General features: G+C 74.5%; 17 protein-coding genes and 1 pseudogene. 13 read left to right on the top strand and 5 right to left on the bottom strand.

Annotation, left to right across the window (positions count from 1 at the left end):
* Positions 1 to 171 precede the first annotated feature (171 nt).
* Entirely contained in the window at positions 172 to 609 is a 438-nt protein-coding gene (locus ACYVI6_RS11475; protein WP_460446498.1) for a hypothetical protein, read from the top strand.
* A 212-nt stretch (positions 610 to 821) separates the two neighbouring features.
* Here ACYVI6_RS11475 and ACYVI6_RS11470 read toward each other — a convergent pair whose 3' ends face one another.
* On the bottom strand, positions 822 to 1,271 hold the full coding sequence (locus ACYVI6_RS11470; RefSeq protein WP_460446497.1) for a (deoxy)nucleoside triphosphate pyrophosphohydrolase: 450 nt from the start codon (positions 1,269 to 1,271) through the stop codon (positions 822 to 824).
* Positions 1,272 to 1,486: 215 nt separating this feature from the next.
* Here ACYVI6_RS11470 and ACYVI6_RS11465 point away from each other — a divergent pair, with 215 nt between their 5' ends.
* The 4 genes from ACYVI6_RS11465 (at position 1,487) to ACYVI6_RS11450 (ending at position 6,478) form a co-directional block, all read left to right on the top strand.
* Positions 1,487 to 1,990 carry a mycothiol transferase gene (locus tag ACYVI6_RS11465; RefSeq protein WP_460446496.1) on the top strand — a complete coding sequence of 168 codons (504 nt, stop codon included), beginning with the start codon at positions 1,487 to 1,489 and terminating at the stop codon, positions 1,988 to 1,990.
* 176 nt (positions 1,991 to 2,166) lie between these two features.
* Positions 2,167 to 4,767 carry a glycoside hydrolase family 3 N-terminal domain-containing protein gene (locus ACYVI6_RS11460; protein ID WP_460446495.1) on the top strand — a complete coding sequence of 867 codons (2,601 nt, stop codon included), beginning with the start codon at positions 2,167 to 2,169 and terminating at the stop codon, positions 4,765 to 4,767.
* An 87-nt stretch (positions 4,768 to 4,854) separates the two neighbouring features.
* Positions 4,855 to 5,688 carry an LLM class F420-dependent oxidoreductase gene (locus tag ACYVI6_RS11455; protein WP_460446494.1) on the top strand — a complete coding sequence of 278 codons (834 nt, stop codon included), beginning with the start codon at positions 4,855 to 4,857 and terminating at the stop codon, positions 5,686 to 5,688.
* 79 nt (positions 5,689 to 5,767) lie between these two features.
* The gene (locus ACYVI6_RS11450) at positions 5,768 to 6,478 is read left to right on the top strand and encodes an HhH-GDP family DNA glycosylase (protein WP_460446493.1); all 711 of its coding nucleotides are present in this window, start codon (positions 5,768 to 5,770) and stop codon (positions 6,476 to 6,478) included.
* Here ACYVI6_RS11450 and ACYVI6_RS11445 read toward each other — a convergent pair.
* Complete coding sequence (locus ACYVI6_RS11445; RefSeq protein ID WP_460446492.1) at positions 6,450 to 7,289, bottom strand: PhzF family phenazine biosynthesis protein; 840 nt, start codon at positions 7,287 to 7,289, stop codon at positions 6,450 to 6,452. The genes ACYVI6_RS11450 and ACYVI6_RS11445 overlap by 29 nt on opposite strands.
* A 72-nt stretch (positions 7,290 to 7,361) precedes the next feature.
* Here ACYVI6_RS11445 and ACYVI6_RS11440 point away from each other — a divergent pair, with 72 nt between their 5' ends.
* Positions 7,362 to 8,408, top strand: a complete 1,047-nt coding sequence (locus ACYVI6_RS11440; RefSeq protein WP_460446491.1) for a zinc-dependent alcohol dehydrogenase family protein — start codon at positions 7,362 to 7,364, stop codon at positions 8,406 to 8,408.
* 9 nt (positions 8,409 to 8,417) lie between these two features.
* On the opposite strand, the gene ACYVI6_RS11435 is transcribed toward ACYVI6_RS11440, so the two are convergent.
* Positions 8,418 to 9,683 (bottom strand): DUF445 domain-containing protein, encoded by a 1,266-nt coding sequence (locus tag ACYVI6_RS11435; RefSeq protein WP_460446490.1) that lies wholly within the window; start codon positions 9,681 to 9,683, stop codon positions 8,418 to 8,420.
* Positions 9,680 to 10,543 carry a DUF72 domain-containing protein gene (locus tag ACYVI6_RS11430; protein WP_460446489.1) on the bottom strand — a complete coding sequence of 288 codons (864 nt, stop codon included), beginning with the start codon at positions 10,541 to 10,543 and terminating at the stop codon, positions 9,680 to 9,682. The genes ACYVI6_RS11435 and ACYVI6_RS11430 overlap by 4 nt, the downstream gene beginning before the upstream one ends.
* An 86-nt stretch (positions 10,544 to 10,629) precedes the next feature.
* Here ACYVI6_RS11430 and ACYVI6_RS11425 point away from each other — a divergent pair, with 86 nt between their 5' ends.
* On the top strand, positions 10,630 to 11,580 hold the full coding sequence (locus ACYVI6_RS11425) for an exopolyphosphatase (RefSeq protein ID WP_460446488.1): 951 nt from the start codon (positions 10,630 to 10,632) through the stop codon (positions 11,578 to 11,580).
* 188 nt (positions 11,581 to 11,768) lie between these two features.
* Here ACYVI6_RS11425 and ACYVI6_RS11420 read toward each other — a convergent pair whose 3' ends face one another.
* Positions 11,769 to 12,863, bottom strand: coding sequence for a ScyD/ScyE family protein (locus tag ACYVI6_RS11420; RefSeq protein ID WP_460446487.1), 1,095 nt, complete (start codon positions 12,861 to 12,863; stop codon positions 11,769 to 11,771).
* Positions 12,864 to 13,154: 291 nt separating this feature from the next.
* Here ACYVI6_RS11420 and ACYVI6_RS11415 point away from each other — a divergent pair, with 291 nt between their 5' ends.
* The 6 genes and pseudogenes from ACYVI6_RS11415 to ACYVI6_RS11390 form a co-directional block, all read left to right on the top strand.
* Complete coding sequence (locus tag ACYVI6_RS11415; protein WP_460446486.1) at positions 13,155 to 14,306, top strand: ROK family transcriptional regulator; 1,152 nt, start codon at positions 13,155 to 13,157, stop codon at positions 14,304 to 14,306.
* Between the two features lie 76 nt (positions 14,307 to 14,382).
* Positions 14,383 to 15,663: an extracellular solute-binding protein gene (locus tag ACYVI6_RS11410; RefSeq protein WP_460446485.1), complete on the top strand. Its 1,281-nt coding sequence runs from the start codon at positions 14,383 to 14,385 to the stop codon at positions 15,661 to 15,663.
* Positions 15,664 to 15,774: 111 nt separating this feature from the next.
* The gene (locus ACYVI6_RS11405) at positions 15,775 to 16,722 is read left to right on the top strand and encodes a carbohydrate ABC transporter permease (protein ID WP_460446484.1); all 948 of its coding nucleotides are present in this window, start codon (positions 15,775 to 15,777) and stop codon (positions 16,720 to 16,722) included.
* Positions 16,719 to 17,660 carry a carbohydrate ABC transporter permease gene (locus ACYVI6_RS11400; protein WP_460446483.1) on the top strand — a complete coding sequence of 314 codons (942 nt, stop codon included), beginning with the start codon at positions 16,719 to 16,721 and terminating at the stop codon, positions 17,658 to 17,660. The genes ACYVI6_RS11405 and ACYVI6_RS11400 overlap by 4 nt, the downstream gene beginning before the upstream one ends.
* A 5-nt stretch (positions 17,661 to 17,665) precedes the next feature.
* Complete coding sequence (locus tag ACYVI6_RS11395; RefSeq protein WP_460446482.1) at positions 17,666 to 19,156, top strand: glycoside hydrolase family 3 N-terminal domain-containing protein; 1,491 nt, start codon at positions 17,666 to 17,668, stop codon at positions 19,154 to 19,156.
* Positions 19,153 to 19,348 (top strand): annotated as a pseudogene (locus ACYVI6_RS11390) (hypothetical protein); the annotation flags it as partial. The gene ACYVI6_RS11395 and the pseudogene ACYVI6_RS11390, both read left to right, overlap by 4 nt.

Here is a 19,348-nt window from a genome sequence, read left to right as displayed (position 1 = left end):
CGAGGTCGGGGGCGCGTCCGCGTCTCCCGCCGGTTGGTCGTCGGCACGGCGCCAGCCGTCCTGTGGGCTCTGGGCGGGCGTGATCTGGCTGCGGTGCGCTCGGAGCCCGGGAGGCACCGCGCCTGTGGACGACGCAGGCGGCCCGGGGCGCCGATGCGCAAGGCTTGCCGGATGACCACCGACGTGCACGACCTGCTCGACACCTTCCTCGCGGTCGCGGGCGCCGACCGCACCCAGCGCACCCGCGACCGGTACGCCGCGGTGCTCGATCTGCTGCGGGCACCCCTGCCGCGCGAGCCCTCCGGCAGCCCGGTCGAGCTGCTCGCGGGTCGGGTGCCCGCGGCGATCGGCTTGCTCGAGCGGCACGGCGGGTCGCCCGAGCTCGGCACGGCCCTGAGCCTGTGCGGCCGGCTGCTGGCCTGGCTCGACCTGGTGCACGACGACCCCGCACCGTCCGCGGCGTCCGCGCTGCAGCACGCCCGGGCCACGGTCCGAGAGGCCGCCCGCCGCCGCCGTGTCCCCGGTGCCGCGTCGCCCGCACCCGTGCTGACGCTGCGCCGGGCGAGTTCGCGGGTCGACGCGACGGGCCACGTCCCCGGCGCCGGCTGACCGGCTCGCGTGCAGGTGGTCGACCCGGTCGCCTCGGGACGCCGAGCACGACCGGTGCGGGGCTCCGAGCACGACCCGCGAGCACGACTCGGTCTCGACGCCCGGCCGGGTGCGAGCAGCACGCCCTGCACGGAGTGCGGGGAACGCCCACCGGCGGTGGCTGCCGTCCACGGCGGGCTCGGCGCCCGGTGTCGCAGGCAGCCCGAACCCGCTCAGCCCTCCGGACCGCGCAGCGACGGCCGCAGGGCCACGACGACGGGGCGGTCGCCGTCGAGCCAGTCGACGTCGGCGAGGGCGTCGGCCGATAGCCAGCGCAGCTCGTCGTGGACGTCGAGCGGCTGCGGGGTGCCGGCCGCGACGGCGGCCCACCAGACGTGCATCACCAGGTGGCGGTCGGGGGTGAGCGGCCAGCCGAAGCCGTCGGGGGAGGGCAGCAGCGAGCCGAGGGTGACCTCGACGCCGAGCTCCTCGCGCAGCTCGCGGTGCAGGGCGTCGACGAAGGACTCGCCGGGCTCGACCTTGCCGCCGGGGAGCTCCCAGCGTCCGGCGAGCGCGGCCGGGGAGCAGCGGCGGGCCGCGAGCAGCCGCGTGGGGAGGGAGAGGTCGTCGACGAGCGCGGCGGCCACGACGACCGTCGGCAACGGGTCCCGGTGCTCACGCACGGGCGACCTGGCCGGGGGCGCGGTGACGGACGGTGAGCACCGGCAGAGCCTAGAACGAGCGGGCGGACCAGGTGACCGGTGGTCGCGACGACCTGCGGTGCCGACCACCCGGGCGATCGCCGACCGCGGGTGCGGCGGCTGCGTCGACCGCGGCGACCACGGGCTCGCCGGCAACCAGGGGTGCACCGGCGCGGCGGGCGTGCGAGCCTCGGGGCATGACCGCTGCGACCTCCCTGCTGACGACCGTGTACGAGCAGATCCGCGACCTGGCGACCGGTGTGATCGACGGGCTCGACGACGACGTGCTCGCGACCCGGGTCGACGGCTCCGGCAACTCGATCGCCTGGCTGGTGTGGCACGCCTTCCGCGTGCAGGACGACCACGTGGCCGACGTCGCGGGCACGGCCCAGGTGTGGACGGCGGACGGCTGGGTCGACCGGTTCGGCCTGGAGCTCGATCCAGCTGACACCGGGTACGGCCACAGCGCCGAGCAGGTCGCGGCGGTGCGGGCCCCCTCCGACCTGCTGGCCGGGTACGCCGAGGCGGTCTCGCAGCGCACGCTCGAGTACGTGCAGTCGCTCACCGACGACGACCTCGAGCGGGTGGTCGACACGCGCTGGGACCCGCCGGTCACCCTCGGCGTGCGGCTGGCGAGCGTCGTCGGCGACGACCTGCAGCACCTCGGCCAGGCCGCCTACGCCCGCGGTCTGCTCACCTGACCCAGCACCTCGCACGTCCTGAGAGCGCTCTCACGCACCGCGTGGGAGCGCTCTCAGGTTTTGCCTCCCGATGGTTGGCAGATCGGGCGACCGGGTGCAGGATCAGGGCGGTCGCCCCGAACCGGGCAGACCACCACAGCCTGCGCACCTTGCGCGGGCCGGGACGAGGAGGTCTCGTGAGCACGTCCACCACCCCCGCCGCACCGCCGCCGCCGCGGCGTCGCGCGCGCCGCCCACTGGCAGCCACCACGGCCGTCGCGCTGACCGCGGGGGTGGTGTCGGCCCTCGGCCTCGGCGCCACCAGCGCCGCCGCCGCGTCGGACGCCCAGATCGAGGCGGTGCCCGTCACCACCGTCGACGGCGGGCGCACCGCGACCGTCGCCCTGCGCCTGCTGCGCTCGAGCAGCAAGCCCACCACCGTCCGGTGGACCACGGCAGGCGGCACGGCCCGCACCGGCACCGACTACGCCCCGACGTCCGGCACGGTCACCTTCCCGGCGAAGGCGAAGGCCGGCACCGTGCGCACCGTCAAGGTGCCGACGAAGGCGACGAAGCACGCGGCCGCGTCACGCACCATCGCGGTGCGCGTCACCCCGAGCGGGGCGACGCTGAAGGGTGCGCAGCCGACCGTCGTGGTCAACGCGCAGCACATGCCCTACCTCGACGCCAGCCTGCCCGTGCAGCAGCGCGTCAAGGACCTCCTCAAGCGGATGACGCTCGAGGAGAAGGTCGGCCAGATGACGCAGGCCGAGCGCAACGGTCTCGACGCGAACCGCGAGCAGATCAGCGCCTACAAGCTCGGCTCGATCCTCTCCGGCGGCGGCTCGACCCCGGCCACCAACGACGCGAAGTCGTGGGCCGACATGGTCGACGCGTACCAGTCGTACGCGCTGAAGACCCGCCTGCAGATCCCGATGATCTACGGCGTCGACTCGGTGCACGGCCACGGCAACCTGGTCGGCGCGACGATCTTCCCGCACAACATCGGGCTCGGCTCGACCCGCGACCCGCAGCTGGTCGAGGACGCGGAAGCCGTCGTGGCCAGCGAGACCCGGGCCACCGGCATCCCGTGGGCCTTCGCGCCCTGCGTCTGCGTCGCCCGCGACGACCGCTGGGGCCGCACGTACGAGTCGTTCGGCGAGGACCCCTCGCTCGTCATCGCCATGGAGACGTCGATCGACGGCCTGCAGGGCACCTCGCGGGCGCAGCTCGCGGACAACGACAAGGTGCTGGCCAGCGCCAAGCACTTCGCCGGCGACGGCGACACCACCTACGGCAGCGGCCGCAACGACGCCGGGGCCAACAGCAGCGACTACCCGATCGACCAGGGCATCACGCAGCAGTCGCGCAAGCACTTCAACCAGATCGACCTCTCGCCCTACAAGCCGGCGGTGCAGCAGCACGACGTCGGCACGATCATGCCGTCGTACTCGAGCGTCGACTACACCGACGACGGCCTGGGCAACCCGGTGAAGATGCACGCCAACAAGGAGCTGATGCAGGGCTGGCTCAAGGACAAGATCGGCTTCGACGGCTTCGTCATCAGCGACTACAACGGCATCGACAAGGTGCCCGGTGACACCAACGGCGAGCGCATCGCCAACTACGTCAACGCCGGCGGCGACATGGCGATGGTGCCCTCGTCCTACGTGCAGTTCGAGAACGACCTGGTGACCCAGGTGATGGACGGCAACGTGAAGCGCTCGCGCATCAACGACGCCGTCTCGCGCATCCTCACCAAGAAGTTCGAGCTGGGCCTCTTCGAGAAGCCGTACGCCGACCGCAGCAACGCCGACGCCATCGGCGGCACCGAGCACCGGGCGCTCGCCCGGCAGGCCGCCGCCGAGTCGCAGGTGCTGCTGAAGAACGCCGGCGGGGTGCTGCCGCTGAAGGCGGACCAGAAGGTCTACGTGGCCGGCGGCAACGCCGACGACGTCGGCAACCAGATGGGTGGCTGGACCATCAGCTGGCAGGGCGGTTCGGGCAACCACACGACCGGTGCGACGTCGATCCTGGCGGGCATGAAGCAGGTCGCCCCGGGCGCCAGCATCACCTACAGCGCGGACGCCTCCGCCCCGACCGCCGGCAGCGACGTCGGCGTCGTGGTCGTCGGCGAGACGCCGTACTCCGAGGGCTTCGGCGACGTCGGGGGCCCGCAGTGGGCCTACGACCCGTGGGACGCGAACGTGCCCCGCGAGACCAAGCAGATGGAGCTCAAGAGCGGCGACGCCGCGGTCGTCGACAAGGTGTGCGCGGCGCTGCCGAAGTGCGTGGTGCTCGTGGTCTCCGGTCGCCCGCAGGTGATCGGCAACCGCCTGGGTGACGTCGACGCGCTCGTCGCGTCGTGGCTGCCCGGCAGCGAGGGCGCCGGCGTGGCCGACGTCCTGTTCGGTCGCAAGGCGTTCACCGGTCAGCTGTCGCAGTCGTGGCCGCGCACCGCGGCGCAGGAGCCGATCAACGTGGGCGACAGCACGTACAAGCCGCTGTTCCCGTTCGGCTGGGGGCTGCAGACCACGGTGACCACCGCCAAGGCGAAGGCCGCGAAGCCGTCGGCGAAGCAGCTCGCGTCCGCCAAGCGGTTCGCCGCGGGCACGAAGGTCAGCGACCCGCAGTCGGCGCAGCTGGTGACGCTGCTGCGGCTGTTCGTGCAGCAGCAGGTGCAGAGCCCGACCAACGGGTCGCCGGCGAAGGCCAGCGACGCGATCGCCCGGGCCGACGTCGCGCACCTGAAGGGCAACGACCTGAAGGCGGTGAAGCTGCTGCTCCGGGCGCTCTGAGCCCCTGGAGCCCGGTGCTCGCAACGGATCCGGCGGCCCGTCGCACCCTCGTGGTGCGGCGGGCCGCCGTCGTCCTAGGCTGCGAGCATGGACTTCGGTGTGGGGTACTTCGCGACGCACGACGCCCTCGGCCCGGGGGAGGTCGCGGCCCTCGTCGAGCAGCGCGGGCAGGAGTCGATCTTCTTCGCCGAGCACACGCACATCCCCGCCGAGCGGCGCACGCCGTACGACGGCGGCGGCGAGCTGCCGCGCAAGTACCTGCACACCTACGACCTGATGGTCACGATGACCGCGGCGGCGCTGGCCACGAGCCGGCTGCGCATCGGCAGCGGCATCTGCCTCGTCGTGGAGCACGACCCGATCGTGCTGGCCAAGCAGGTGGCCAGCATCGACCACCTCTCCGGCGGCCGGGTCGAGCTCGGCGTCGGCGCGGGCTGGAACCGCGAGGAGATGGAGAACCACGGCACCGACCCGCGCACGCGGATGGCGCTGATGCAGGAGCGCGTCGAGGCGATGCAGCAGATCTGGACCGAGGACGAGGCCAGCTACCACGGCGAGTTCGTCGACTTCGAGCGCATCTGGTCCTGGCCGAAGCCCGCGCAGCAGCCGTTCCCGCCCGTGCTCGTCGGCGGCATGGGACCGACCGTCGAGCAGCGCGTGCTCGCCTACGCCGACGGCTGGTTCCCCAACCACCTGCCCGACGACAGCGTGATCCCGCGCTGGACGGCGCTGCGCGACGGGGCGGACCGGCCGCTGACGCTCTCGGTGCTGAGCGTGCCGGCCGACCCGCGGGTGCTCGAGCAGTACGCCGAGGCCGGCGCGCGCCGGGTCGTGCACTGGCTGCCGTCGTACCCCGCGGGCCCCCTCGAGCGCGCGCTCGACGCGTGGGAGCAGGCGATCGCCGAGCTGCACGGCGAGTAGCCCGGCTCCCGGGTCGCTGCACGGCGAAGCACCGGGACGAGTCGGGCGCGTCGCGCGCGATCGTGGCACGGTGGTGCACATGGGGGCACGGGTGACCGCGGCGCACCGCCGCACCGCCAGGGCGCTGCTCGACGTCGCCGGCACGACGTACGCGCAGGACGCCGGTATCCGGCTGCGCGACACGCCCTCGCCGCTGTTCCGCCTGCTCGTGCTGTCGTCGCTGCTCGCGACCCGCATCAAGGCGTCGATCGCGGTCGACGCGGCCCGCGAGCTGGACGCCGCCGGGTGCACGACACCGCGCCGGATGCACGAGACGAGCTGGCAGCACCGCGTCGACGCCCTGGGCCGCGCGCACTACCGGCGCTACGACGAGAGCACCGCCACCCGGCTCGGGGACGCGGCGGCGCTGCTGCTGTCGGAGCACGGCGGCGACGTGCGCCGGCTGGTGCCGCAGACCGACGCGCGCGAGGCGGCCGAGGCGCTGCAGCAGGTGCCGGGGCTCGGGCCGGTGGGCGCCAGCATCTTCCTCCGCGAGGCGCAGGCCGTGTGGCCGTGGCTGCGGCCGTACACCGACGACAGGGTGTCGAAGGCCGCGCAGCAGCTCGACCTGCCGACGGGTGCCGACGCGCTCGCCGAGCTGGCCGGCACCGACGACCTGTCGCGGCTCACGGCGGCCCTGGTGCGCGCGTCGCTCGACCGCGACGTGCGCCGCAGGATCGCCGAGGAGGTCGGGGCCGGCGACACGATCGACCTGCGGGAGATCAGGGCAGCCGCGCGGCAGCCCCGGTGACCCGGATGCCGCCCGAGCCGGCCGGCACGTCGACGAGCAACCGGCTCGGCCGGCCCATGTCCTCGCCCTGCACCACCAGCACCTGCACCGGCGGGTCGACCAGCTGCAGCTCGCGCAGGTAGCCGCCGAGCGCCGCGGCGGCCGCACCCGTGGCCGGGTCCTCGACGACGCCGCCGGCCGGGAACGGGTTGCGCGACCGGAACACCGTCGCCCCCTCCGCCCAGACCAGCTGCAGCGTCGTCCAGCCCTGCTCGGCCGCCAGCGCCTCGAGCGCCGGGACGTCGTGGTGCAGGTCGGCGAGCCGGGTGCGGGTCGCCGCGACGAGCACCAGGTGGTCGACGCCCGCGCCGGCGACCACCGGCGGGTAGCGGCGGTCGAGGTCGCCGGGCTGCCAGCCGAGCGCGGCCAGCGCCCGCTCGACGATCTCGCGCGTGACCGGTCGCACGACGGGCGGCACGCTGGTCAGCGTGGCGGTCACCTCGCCGCCGGCGTCCTGGGTGTCGACCGGCACCTCGCCCGCCGCCGTCAGCAGCCGCAGGTGACCCGGGCCGTCGCGCTCGGCCAGCGCCACCGCGAGCGCGACGGTCGCGTGCCCGCAGAACGCCACCTCGGCGCGCGGGCTGAAGTAGCGCACCCGCAGCGCGTCGCCGTCGGTCCCGGTCACGAACACGGTCTCGCTGAGACCCACCTCGGCCGCCACCGCCTGCATGGCGGGCGCGTCGAGCCCGGCCGCGTCGAGCACGACGCCGGCCGGGTTGCCGCCCGTCCCCTCGAGCGTGAAGGCGGTGTAGCGGAGCACCTCGCACGACATGTGCCACAGGCTATCGATGCGACCGGGACGGTCGGCGGGAGGCGTGCCGCCGGTCGGTGGCACGATGACGGAGTGCGCGCCGTCCGCTACGACGCCGTCGGGCAGCTGCCCCGGCTGACCGACGTCCCCGAGCCGGTCTGCCCGGACGGCGGCGTCGTCGTCCGCGTCGGCGCGACGGGCGTCTGCCGGTCGGACTGGCACGCCTGGCGCGGCCACGACCCGGTGGCGCTGCCGCACGTGCCAGGCCACGAGCTCGCGGGCACCGTCGCCGAGGTGGGCGCCGGGGTGCGGGGCTGGCGCGTCGGCGACCGGGTGACCGTGCCGTTCGTCTGCGGCTGCGGCGCCTGCCCGACGTGCGCGGCCGGTGACCAGCAGGTCTGCCCGCACCAGACGCAGCCGGGGTTCACCGGCCCGGGCAGCTTCGCCGACCTGGTGGCGCTGCACGCGGCCGACACCAACCTGGTGGGCCTGCCCGACGGGCTCGACGACGTGACGGCCGCCGCGCTCGGGTGCCGGTTCGCGACGGCGTTCCGGGCGCTCACCGCGCACGGCGGTCTGCGGGCGGGTCAGTGGCTCGCGGTGCACGGCTGCGGTGGTGCGGGGCTCAGCGCGGTGATGATCGGCGTCGCCCTGGGGGCGCGCGTGGTCGCGGTCGACGTGTCGCCGGTGGCCCTCGACGCCGCGCACCGGCTGGGCGCCGACGCGCTCGTCGACGCCTCGTCCGGGACGCCGGTCGCGGAGGCGGTGCGCGAGCTGACCGGCGGGGGAGCACACGTGTCGCTCGACTGCGCCGGCCACCCGGACGTCGCCGTGGCCTCGGTGCGCGGGCTGCGCCGCAGAGGCCGGCACGTGCAGGTCGGCCTGCTGCTGGGCGCGCGGTCGACCCCGCCGCTGCCCATGGACCTCGTCGTCGCGCACGAGCTGTCGGTGCACGGCTCGCACGGCATGGCTGCCCACGAGTACCCGGCGATGCTGGCGATGGTCGCCGACGGCCGCCTCGACCCGGCCCGGCTCGTCGGCTCCGTCGTGCCGCTGGGGGAGGCCGGCGCCGCGCTGGCCGCCCTGGACGACGCACCCGCGCACGCCGGCCTGACCGTGGTCGACCTGCGGCTGCCCTGACCGGCCGGGCTACAGCAGCAGCTGCGCCACCGCGTGGATCGCCAGCCCCGCGACCGCACCCACGACGGTGCCGTTCACCCGGATGAACTGCAGGTCGCGGCCCACGTGCAGCTCGATGCGGCGCCCGGCCTCGTCGGCGTCCCACCGCTCGATCGTCTCGGTGATGAGCGCGGTCACCTCGCCGCGCCAGGTGCCGACGGCGTACGACGCCACGCCGGCCGCCCACTGCTCGACCTTGGCGGCCAGCTGCTCGTCGTCGAGCAGCCGCCGACCGAACCCCGACAGGGCCTCGGCGGCCTGCACCCGCAGGGTGCTCCCCGGGTCGCCGACGAGGTCGACCACCAGCCGGCGCCCGGCCGAGAGCAGGTCGCCCAGCGCCGACCGCACGTCGGGGCGCTCGAGCAGCGCCTGCTTGGTGGCTTCGACCCGCTCGATGGTCGCCGGGTCGTCGCGCAGGTCCTCGGCGAGCCGGGCGAGGAACGAGTCGAGCGCGCCCCGCAGCCGGTGGTCGCGGTCGTGCTCCACGTCGCGGCACACCCGCAGCAGCTCGCGGTGCGCCCGCACCGCGATCGCCTCGTCGAGCACCCTCGGCGACCATCCCGGCGCCTGCGCCGCGAGGGTCGCCACCACCAGCTCCTCGTTGGCCTCCAGCCAGCCGCGCAGCTCGCGCGCCGCGACGTCGACCAGGCCGTGGTGGGCCCCGTCGCGCACCACCTGCCCGAGCACCCGGCCCGCGGGCGGCGCGAGCTGCGCCCCGGCCAGCCGGCCGAGCACCGCCTCGCCCAGCACGGAGCGCACGTCCTCGTCGCGCAGCACGCCGATCGCCGCCTGCACGCCGACGGCGGCCTCCGCGGTCACCCGCTGCGCGTGCTCGGGAGCGGAGAGCCAGGCGCCCACCCGGCGCGGCACACCGGCCCGCGCGATGCGGTCGCGCACGACGTCGGGGGCGAGGAAGTGGGTGCCGACGAAGTCGGCCAGGCTCTCGCCGAGCGCCGCCTTGCGCGTCGGCACGAGGGCCGTGTGCGGGATCGGCAACCCGAGCGGGCGCCGGAACAGCGCGGTCACGGCGAACCAGTCGGCCAGGCCGCCGACCATGCCCGCCTCGGCGCCGGCCCGCACGTACCCGGCCCAGCCGCCGACGCCGTGCCGCTGGGCGAGCAGCGCGGCCAGGTCGACCAGGGCGGCCAGCACCAGCAGCGACAGCGCACCGAGCTTGGCCCGCCGCAGCGACCGCAGCCGCTGCGCGTCGGCCGCCGCGGTGACGGGCTCGCTCACCCGCCCACCGCCTCGGCCAGCGCGAGCGCGTCGTACGGCGCGCGCACCTTGACGTCGTTGTCGAAGAACACCAGCGCCGAGCGCGTCTCGAGCGCCGCGCGCACGTACTCGGCCCAGCGCGCGATGGCCGGCGCGTCGTACCCGCTCACGTACAGCTCCTCGTCGCCGTGCAGCCGCAGGTAGGCGTGGTCGGACGTCGCGTCGTCCAGCTCGGGCCAGCGACCGCCGGTGTCGGCGCGCACCAGGGCGACGTCGTGCTCGCGCAGCATGGCGGTGAACGAGGGGTCGGCGAACGACGCGTGCCGCACCTCCATCGCGTGCCGCAGCGGGCGGTCGGCGTCGGTCGTCGTCCACTCGCGGTCGGTCATCCGGTCGTCGTGCTCGAGGGCCAGCGCGGCGGCCGCGGTCGTGGTGTGCGGCAGCATCGCCAGGAAGGACTCGACGCGCTCGGCGTCGAACCGCATCCGCGGCGGCAGCTGCCACAGCATGGGGCCGAGCTTGTCGCCCAGCGCCAGCACCCCGGACGCCAGGAAGTTCGCCAGCGGCACCCGCACGTCGAGCAGCTGCTTCATGTGCGTGATGAACCGCGGACCCTTCACCGAGAACACGAACCCCGGCGGGGTGTCGGCCGCCCACCGCTGCCACGAGTCGCGGTGCTGCAGCGAGTAGAACGAACCGTTGACCTCGATCGCCGACAGCCGGCGCGACGCGTACGCCAGCTCGAGGCGGTGCGGCAGCTTCGGCGGGTAGAACGTGCCGCGCCACGGCGCGTAGGTCCAGCCGCTGATGCCGGACGCGAAGCGGCTCGGTGGCCAGCCCTCGGGGCCGACGCGGGCGCCGTCCAGCACGCGGGGGTCCATGGGCCCATCCTGCTGCACCGGCGGCGCGGCCGCCGTCACCCGTCCGGCCGATCGACGCGGGGCGTCGTCGCGTCGACACACGGTGCATGACGAAGCAGCAGTACCGACTGGTGACGCGCAGCGACTTCGACGGCCTGGTCTGCGCCGTGCTGCTGAAGGCGCTCGGCCTGATCGACGACATCCTGTTCGTGCACCCCAAGGACGTGCAGGACGGCGCGGTCGAGGTGACCTCGCGCGACATCCTCACGAACCTGCCGTACGCCGAGGGCGCGCACGTCGTCTTCGACCACCACCACAGCGAGACGCTGCGCACCGGTGGCACCGCGCCCAACCACGTGATCGACCCCGACGCGCCCTCGGCGGCCCGGGTGGTCTACGACTTCTACGGCGGCGCCGACGCGTTCCCCCAGGTGAGCGACGAGCTCATGCGCGCCGTCGACCAGGCCGACTCGGCGCAGTACGAGCTGGCCGACGTGCTCGACCCGCAGGGCTGGACGCTGCTCAACTTCCTGATGGACAGCCGCACGGGCCTCGGCCGGTTCCGCGACTTCCGCATCTCGAACTACCAGCTGATGATGCAGCTCATCGACACCGTGCTCGAGCACGAGAACGTCGAGTCGATCCTGGCCACCCCGGACGTCGCGGAGCGCGTGGAGCTGTTCCGCGAGCAGAGCGAGCTGTTCGTCGCCCAGCTGCGCCGCTGCAGCACCGTGCGCGGCGACCTCGTCGTCGTCGACCTGCGCACCGAGGACGTCATCCACGCCGGCAACCGGTTCATGGTCTACGCGCTGTTCCCGCAGTGCCGGGTCAGCGTGCACGTCATCTGGGGCAAGCAGCAGCTGAACACCGTGCTGGCCGTCGGCAAGTCGATCCTCGACCGCACCTCGCCGGTCGACGTCGGCGCGCTGATGCTGGAGCACGGCGGCGGCGGGCACCAGGCCGCCGGCACCTGCCAGGTCGAGCACGACCAGGCGGACGCCGTGCTGGCGCTCGTCGCCGACCGCGTCAACGGCGTTGCGGCCCAGCAGGTGGTGTGACGCAGGTCGCACCGATCGCACACACCCCCGCGGGTGGCTCGGGAACACCCGGGCCACCCGCGGTGCTGTACCTGGCGCCGTCCCTGGATGCGAAGGCCGTGACCCGGCCGTGAGACGACGCCCACGAGGCGTGGCAGTTCAGCATGGGTGTTGCGGAGGGTTCGATTCCCCCGACGGCACTGCTCCCGCTACCCGATGCGGACGATCGCCCCCGGTCCGGTCGGGTTGCCCTGGTCGTCGGTCGGCGCCAGCACACCGCCCCACAGCCCGGTCCCGACGCGTGCGGTGATCGAGACGACACCCGGCACCGACGCGTACGGCGTGGACGAGTGGCCGTGGATGCGCGAGACCCGCCCGGCGAACAGCTCGGCGACGTAGATCTCGCCGCGGTGCCCGACCGCCACGTTCGTGGCGCCGAGGAACCCGCCGGCCAGCCACGTGGCCTTCCCGGAGTGCGGGTGCACCGAGTAGACCGACCCGCGGGCCCCGAGGCTCGGGTCCTCCGGACCACCCGGCAGGAGCGACACGATGAGCCGCCCGCCCCGCCACTCGACGTCCGTGGGCACCGGCTCGAAGTTGTAGACCGCACCGATCACGCAGTCGGGCAGCCCGAGCGCCGCCGCGGCCGAGGCCGTGATGGTGGAGGGCTGGCGCGGCAGCACGGTCAGCAGCGACACCTTGCCGGTGCTGCTGACCCGCAGCAGGTCGTTGCCGCCGGCGTCCGCCACGATCCAGCCGCTGCCGTCCGCGGCGACCGCGTAGGCGTGGCTGTCGACGCCGCCCGTCGGGCTCGCGCCGCCGAGCGGCTCGAACGCCGCCTTCTGGCAGTCCGTCGGGTCGTCGATGCCGTACTGCACACCGGCGTCCGGGTTCTTCGCGGCCTCGAAGGCGCCGAGGTCGGCCTTCACGGTCGTGCGGCCGGTCTTGATGACGAGCTCGCTCTTGCCGGTGGCGTAGTTCAGCTGCGTGTGCGCGAACGTGGTGTGGCTCGCGTTCCAGGCGACGCCCGCGACCTCGCCGGGCTGCGGGCCCTTCGAGATGGCGTGCAGCGCGCCCTTGCCGTCGACGCGCGACACCGTCGAGGTGCCGCCGTCGGCGACGTAGAGCCGGCCGGCCGAGACGGCGAGCTGGAACGGGGCGAACACGTCGGACGTGAGCGGGGTGACGGCTGGTGCCGCGGCCTCGCGGTGCCTGGCGGCGGCGGTCGCGCTCGTGGGGGAGAGGGTGAAGGCGGCGGTCGCGGTGAGCGCTGCGGCGACGGCGACCCTGGTGGGTGTGCGCATGCGTGACTCCTCGATGGGCACGGTCGCCTCGGTCGTCGGCGACCGCGGCCGAGCATCGCAGCGCGGTCACCGGCTGGGAAGGAAATCCGCGGACCGTGACCGCCCGCGCCCTCTCGGTCGCGCAGGGTGCAGGATCATTGCGGCGCAACCGGTCTCGACGCGGCGCGAGGTGCGATCGGTGCAGACGGCGCGGAGGGGACGGATCGGACCCGCCGCCCCTCGCGCCGGCCCGTCGAAGTCGTGCCCCCGGGGTCCTTGACACGTATTTGTAAGGCCGCTCTACTAACAAACATGACGGTGACGACGCGGCCACCAGCCGGGGCGACGAGCCGCACCCTGCGGCCCACGGCCAAGGTGCTGCCCGAGCACGCGCGGCGGCACAACCGGTCGCTCGTGCTGCAGAGTCTGCTGCAGCAGGGGCCGGCGTCGCGCGCCGACCTCGCCCGAGAGACCGGGCTGACCCGCGTGACGGTGTCCGACCTGGTCGCCGATCTGATGGGCGAGGAGCTCGTCGAGGAGCTGGGGGTGCGCCCCGGGAGCCGGGTCGGCAAGCCCGCCACGCTCGTCGGCCTGCGGGCGGACGGCGCGCTCATCGTGTCGCTGGACCTGTCCGACGAGCAGCGGCTGGCCGGGGCGCTGCTCGACCTCACCGGCCAGGTGGTGCTGCGCCGCACCTCCACGCTGCGCGGTCGCACCGGCGAGTCCGCCGTCGGCGCCGTCGTGGCGATGGCGCGCACCCTGGTCGAGCAGGCCACCCGCCCGGTGCTCGGTGTCGGGATCGGCACGCCCGGTGTGGTCGACGGCGACGGCGTGGTGGTGCTCGCACCGAACCTCGGCTGGGAGCGCGAGCCGCTGGCCCAGCGCGTCGGCGAGGCGCTCGACCTGCCCGTGCACGTGGCGAACGACGCCAACGCCGCGGCGCTGGCCGAGCACACCTTCGGCGGTGCGAGCGGCAGCGGCCTCATCCTCATCGCCGTCGGCAAGGGCGTCGGCTCGGGACTGCTGCTCGACGGCGCGCTGCTGCGCGGCCACCACCACGCCGCCGGCGAGCTCGGGCACGTCGTCGTCGACGAGCGCGGCGACGGCTGCGCCTGCGGTCGCCGGGGCTGTCTCGAGACGGTGCTCGCCGCACCCGCGCTGCGGGCGGCGATCGACGGGCTCGACGACGCCGGACGCCGGGCGGCGCTGGCCAAGGTGGGTCGCCGGCTCGGCTCGGCGCTCGCCCCGGTCGTCAGCGTGCTCGACCTGCGCGAGATCCGGCTCTCCGGCCCGGCCGACCTGCTCGACGGTGCGCTGCTCGAGGGCACCGCCTCGGTGCTGCGCCGCCGCACGATGGCCGTCGTCGGCGAGGACCTCGACCTGCGCATGGCGAGCCTCGGTGCCGACGTCGTCCTCGCCGGCGCCGCCGTGCTCGTGCTCTCCGGCCAGCTCGGCGTCTCCTGACCTCTCACCGCGTCCCACCCGTCCGACCCGTCCCACCAGACCCGCCACAGCGCACCACCACTCCAGGAGGAACCCCGTGAAGATCATCCGGCTCGCAGCCGTGGGCGTCGTGGCGGCACTCGCCCTCACCGCCTGCGGCAACGACAGCAGCGACAAGGGCTCCGGCGACGCCGCGGCCGGCGGCAAGACGAAGGTGCGGCTCTGGCTGAACGGCACCGACACCCCGGAGCCGGTGCGGCAGTATGCGATCGCCGAGTTCGCCAAGCAGCACCCCGACGCCCAGCTCGTCATCGAGCAGCAGGTGTGGGACGGCCTGGTCGACAAGCTGACGACGTCGCTGTCCGGCAGCGACAGCCCGGACGTCGTCGAGGTCGGCAACACGCAGGCCGTGGCCTTCAGCTCGGCCGGTGCCTTCCAGGACATCACCGCCAAGAAGGCGGACCTCGGTGGCGACGACCTGCTCAAGGGCTTCGTCGACGCCGGCAGCTACGACGGCAAGCTGTACGCCGCGCCGTACTACGCCGGGGCCCGACTGGTGTTCTACCGCAAGGACCTGCTGAAGAAGAACAGCATCGCGGTGCCCACGACGATGGCGGAGTACGTCGCGGCCGGCGAGAAGCTGAAGAAGGCCGGCGGCAAGGACTTCAGCGGCATCTGGTGGCCCGGGCAGGACTGGCGCAACGGCCTGCCGTACATCTGGGCCGAGGGCGGCGACCTGGCCACCCAGCAGAACGGCAAGTGGGCCGGCTCGCTGTCGACGCCGCAGTCGGTCGAGGGCCTGAAGCTGGTGCAGCAGGTCATGGCGAACGCGTCCGGTGCCGCGAAGGACGGCAACGAGACCGACCCGCAGGTGCCGTACTGCGCCGGCAAGATCGGCATGCTGTCGGCGCCCGGCTGGGTGAGCGGCTCGATCACCGCGCCGAAGGCCGACGGCGGCTGCCCCGACTCCAAGAAGGACCTCGGTGTGTTCGCCCTGCCGGGTGACACCGCCGGCACGACCGCCCCGGTCTTCCTCGGCGGCTCGAACGTCGCCATCGCCGCGAAGTCGAAGCACCCCGACCTGGCGTACGACGCCCTGAAGATCCTGCTGTCGGACGGCTACCAGACCAAGATGGCCGAGGCCGGGCTCATCCCCGCCAAGACGTCGCTGGTCACCGCGCTCGGCACCGACGACCTGGCCAAGGCCACGGCGCAGTCGGCGACGAACACCCGCTCGACCCCTGCCGCGCCGGGGTGGGCGAACGTCGAGTCCGACAAGATCATGGAGGACCTGTTCGTCCAGATCGCCAAGGGCGGCGACGTCGCGAAGCTCGCGGCCGCGGCCGACCAGAAGATCACCGCGGCACTGAACCGCTAGTCCCGCAGGCCTTCTGTCGCACGACCCGCGGGGTGCGTCCCACCGGCGCACCCCGCGGGCCCCGCCACCACCCACCGCCACCCGACGACCGAGACGACTGGAGCAGCGCCGATGGCCGTCCTCGAGCGCGCGATCGACCCCGCGGGCCGCTCCCGCCGGGTGCGGGTCGCGCCGCGCCGCCGCACCGCGCTGCCACTGGCGCTGCTCGCGCCCTCCGTCGCGGTGCTGCTCGTGCTCACCGGCTGGCCGCTCGTCAAGCTGCTCGTCACCTCGACGCAGCACTACGGGCGGGCCCAGGTCTTCGGTGCCCCACCGGAGTTCGTCGGCCTGGAGAACTACCGCGCGGTGCTCGGCGACACCGCGTTCTGGCAGGTGCTGCTGCGCAGCGCGCTGTTCTGCGCCGCCTGCGTGGTGCTCACCATGACCCTCGGCACGCTCATCGCGCTCATGATGGGTCGGTTGTCCAAGGGGATGCGTCTGGCGGTCAGCGTCGGCCTGCTGCTCGCCTGGGCGATGCCGGCGCTGACGTCGATCGTGATCTGGGGCTGGATGTTCGACAGCCAGTACGGCGTCGTGAACTTCCTGCTCGGCCGGCTGGGGATCGACGCCCAGGGCCACTCGTGGCTGATCAGCCCGCTGTCGTTCTTCGCCGTCGCCGCGCTGGTGATCGTCTGGCAGTCGGTGCCGTTCGTCGCCTTCACCGTGTACGCGGCGCTGACCCAGGTGCCGGACGAGGTCGACGAGGCGGCGCAGCTCGACGGCGCGAGCGCGGCCCAGCGGTTCCGCCACATCACCCTCGCCTACCTGCGCCCGGTGCTGCGCATCGTGACGGTGCTGCAGGTCATCTGGGACCTGCGCGTCTTCACCCAGATCTTCGCCCTGCAGGACGCGGGCGGCATCACCTCGCGCACCAGCACGCTCGGTGTGTACGTCTACCAGGTGGGTGTCGCCCAGGGCCGGTTCGACGTCGGCAGCGCGATCGCCGTCGTGATGGTCGTGATCATGCTCGTGGCCTCGGCGGCGTACGTCCGCCAGACCCTCCGGGAGGAGCAGCCGTGACGACAGCCGTCGAGCCACCGCTCGGGGCGGTCGCCGCCGGACCGGGCGCCGCGGTCGGTGCCGCCGTGCGCCCCGTCGGCCGCACCGCCGTCCGCCGTCCGCGCCGCCGCAGCCGGCGGTTCGGCCTGAACGCGTGCGCCGTGCTCGTGGTGCTCGCGTCGGTGTTCCCGGTCTACTGGATGGTCAGCACGTCGTTCCTGACGAACGACCGCATCCGCAGCGCCGAGCCGACGTTCGCGCCGACCAGCCCCACGCTGCGCAACTACGACCGCGTGCTGTTCGGCGAGAGCCAGCTGCCGTTCCTCGACGCGCTGCGCAACAGCCTCGCCGTGACCCTGCTCTGCGTCGCCGCGGCGCTGCTGCTGGCCCTGCTCGCGGCGGTCGCCCTCTCGCGCTTCGCCTTCCGCGGCAGGCGGGGGTTCGTCGTCGTGCTGCTGGTGGTGCAGATGCTGCCGGGCGAGGCGATGATCCTGTCGATCTACCGGCTGATGGACGGCTGGCACCTCACGAACTCCGTGCTGGGACTGGGGCTGGTCTACCTGGCCACGGTGCTGCCCTTCACGATCTGGACGCTGCGCGGCTTCGTCACCGGCATCCCGCAGGAGCTCGAGGAGGCCGCGATGGTCGACGGCTGCAGCCGGGTGCGGGCCTTCCGGTCGGTCACCCTGCCGCTGCTGTGGCCGGGACTGGTGGCGACCGGCGTCTTCGCGTTCATCCAGGCCTGGAACGAGTTCGTGACGGCGCTGGTGCTGATGAACCGTCCGGAGCACCTCACGCTGCCGGTGTGGCTCCGGTCGTTCAAGCAGGTGCACGCCGGCACCGACTGGGGCGCGATCATGGCCGGGTCGACGCTGATGACCATCCCGGTCATCGTGCTGTTCCTGCTGGTGCAGGGCCGGATGACGGCGGGCCTGGTGTCCGGCGCGGTGAAGGGCTGACGACGGTGCCCCAGCACGACCCCGCGGTGCGCCGCGCCGCCACGCGCGTGGTGATGGCCGCCTTCCGCGGTCCCGACCTGCCGCCCTGGGCCGAGCGGCTGCTCGGCGAGGGCCTCGGCTCGGTGTGCCTGTTCGGGTCGAACGTCGTCGACCACGAGCAGGTCGCGGCGCTCTCGGCGCGGGTGCACGCCGCCGGCGACCGGGTGCTCGTCACGTCCGACGAGGAGGGCGGCGACGTCACCCGCCTGCACATGCGGCTCGGCAGCCCGGCACCCGGCAGCGCCGCGCTCGGTGCCGCCGACGACCTCGCGCTCACCCGCGCGGTGCACCTCGACGTCGGGCACGAGCTGGCGTCGGTCGGCGTCGACCTCGACCTCGCGCCGGTCGCCGACGTGAACAGCAACCCGCGCAACCCGGTGATCGGCGTCCGCAGCCTCGGCGCCGACCCCGAGCTGGTCTCGCGGCACGTGGCCGCCGCCGTGCAGGGCCTGCAGGCCGCCGGGGTCGGCGCCTGCGTGAAGCACTTCCCGGGGCACGGCGACACCGCCCAGGACTCGCACCTCGACCTGCCCGTGGTCGACGCGCCGCTCGAGGTGCTGCGCGCCCGCGAGCTGGCGCCGTTCGGGGCCGCCGTGCAGGCGGGCGCGCTCGCCGTGATGACCTCGCACGTGCTGCTGCCCGCGCTCGACCCGCTGCTGCCGGCGACCCTGAGCCCGACCGTCCTGGGCCTGCTGCGGGCCGACCCGGGGGAGGGCGGGCTGGGCTTCGACGGCCTGCTGGTCAGCGACGCCATCGACATGCGCGGGGCCAGCGGCGGCCGGGGCGAGCCCGCGGCGGCCGTGCTCGCCGTCGCGGCCGGCGTCGACCTGCTGTGCCTCGGCGCCGACAAGGACGAGCAGGTGCACCTCGACGTCGTCGCGGCGCTGGAGGCCGCCGTGCACGACGGCAGCCTCCCCGCCGAGCGGCTGCTCGACGCCGCCCGGCGGGTCGACGTCGCGGCCGACGAGGTGGCCAGGCTGCGCCGCGCCGCCGAGCCCCCGAGCGCCGACACCACGTCGTCCGCGCGCGCCGCCGCGGCGGCCGTGCGGGTCCAGGGCGACCTGCCCGACCTCGCCGGCGCCCTCGTCGTGCGGGTGCGCACCGGCACGAACGTCGCCGTCGGCGAGGTGCCGTGGGGACTGCCCGACCCCTCGGCGCTGCCCGACGTGCTGCGGCTCGACGTCGACGAGCGCACGGACGCCGACCAGGTGCTGGCCGCCGCAGGGGGACGCCCGCTGGTGGTGCTGGTGCGCGAGCAGCACCGCCACGCGTGGGTGGGGGCGCTCCTCGACCGGCTCGCCGCTGCGCGTCCCGACCTGGTGGCCGTCGAGATGGGCTGGCCCGGGCCGGACGTCGTGCCGGGGGGTGCCGTGGTGCACACCTTCGGCGCCTCGCGGGCGAACGCCGGCGCGCTCGACGCCGTCCTGTCCGGCGGGTCGCGCAGGGTGCGCCCGTGAGCACCGACGTCCCCGCGCGGCCAGGCCCGGTGCTCGGCCACGGACCCGACCCCGCCGGGGTCCCGTGGCGGGCCGGGCTCGACGTCGGCGGGTCGAAGGTGCTGGGCATGGTGCTCGACGACGCCGACCGCGAGCTGGGCTCCGTGCGGCTGCCGACCGAGGCCGGCCCGGCCGGGGTGCTGCGCAGCGCCG

This window comes from Angustibacter aerolatus (assembly GCF_054776675.1).
This window is presented reverse-complemented; position numbering and strand designations above follow the sequence as displayed.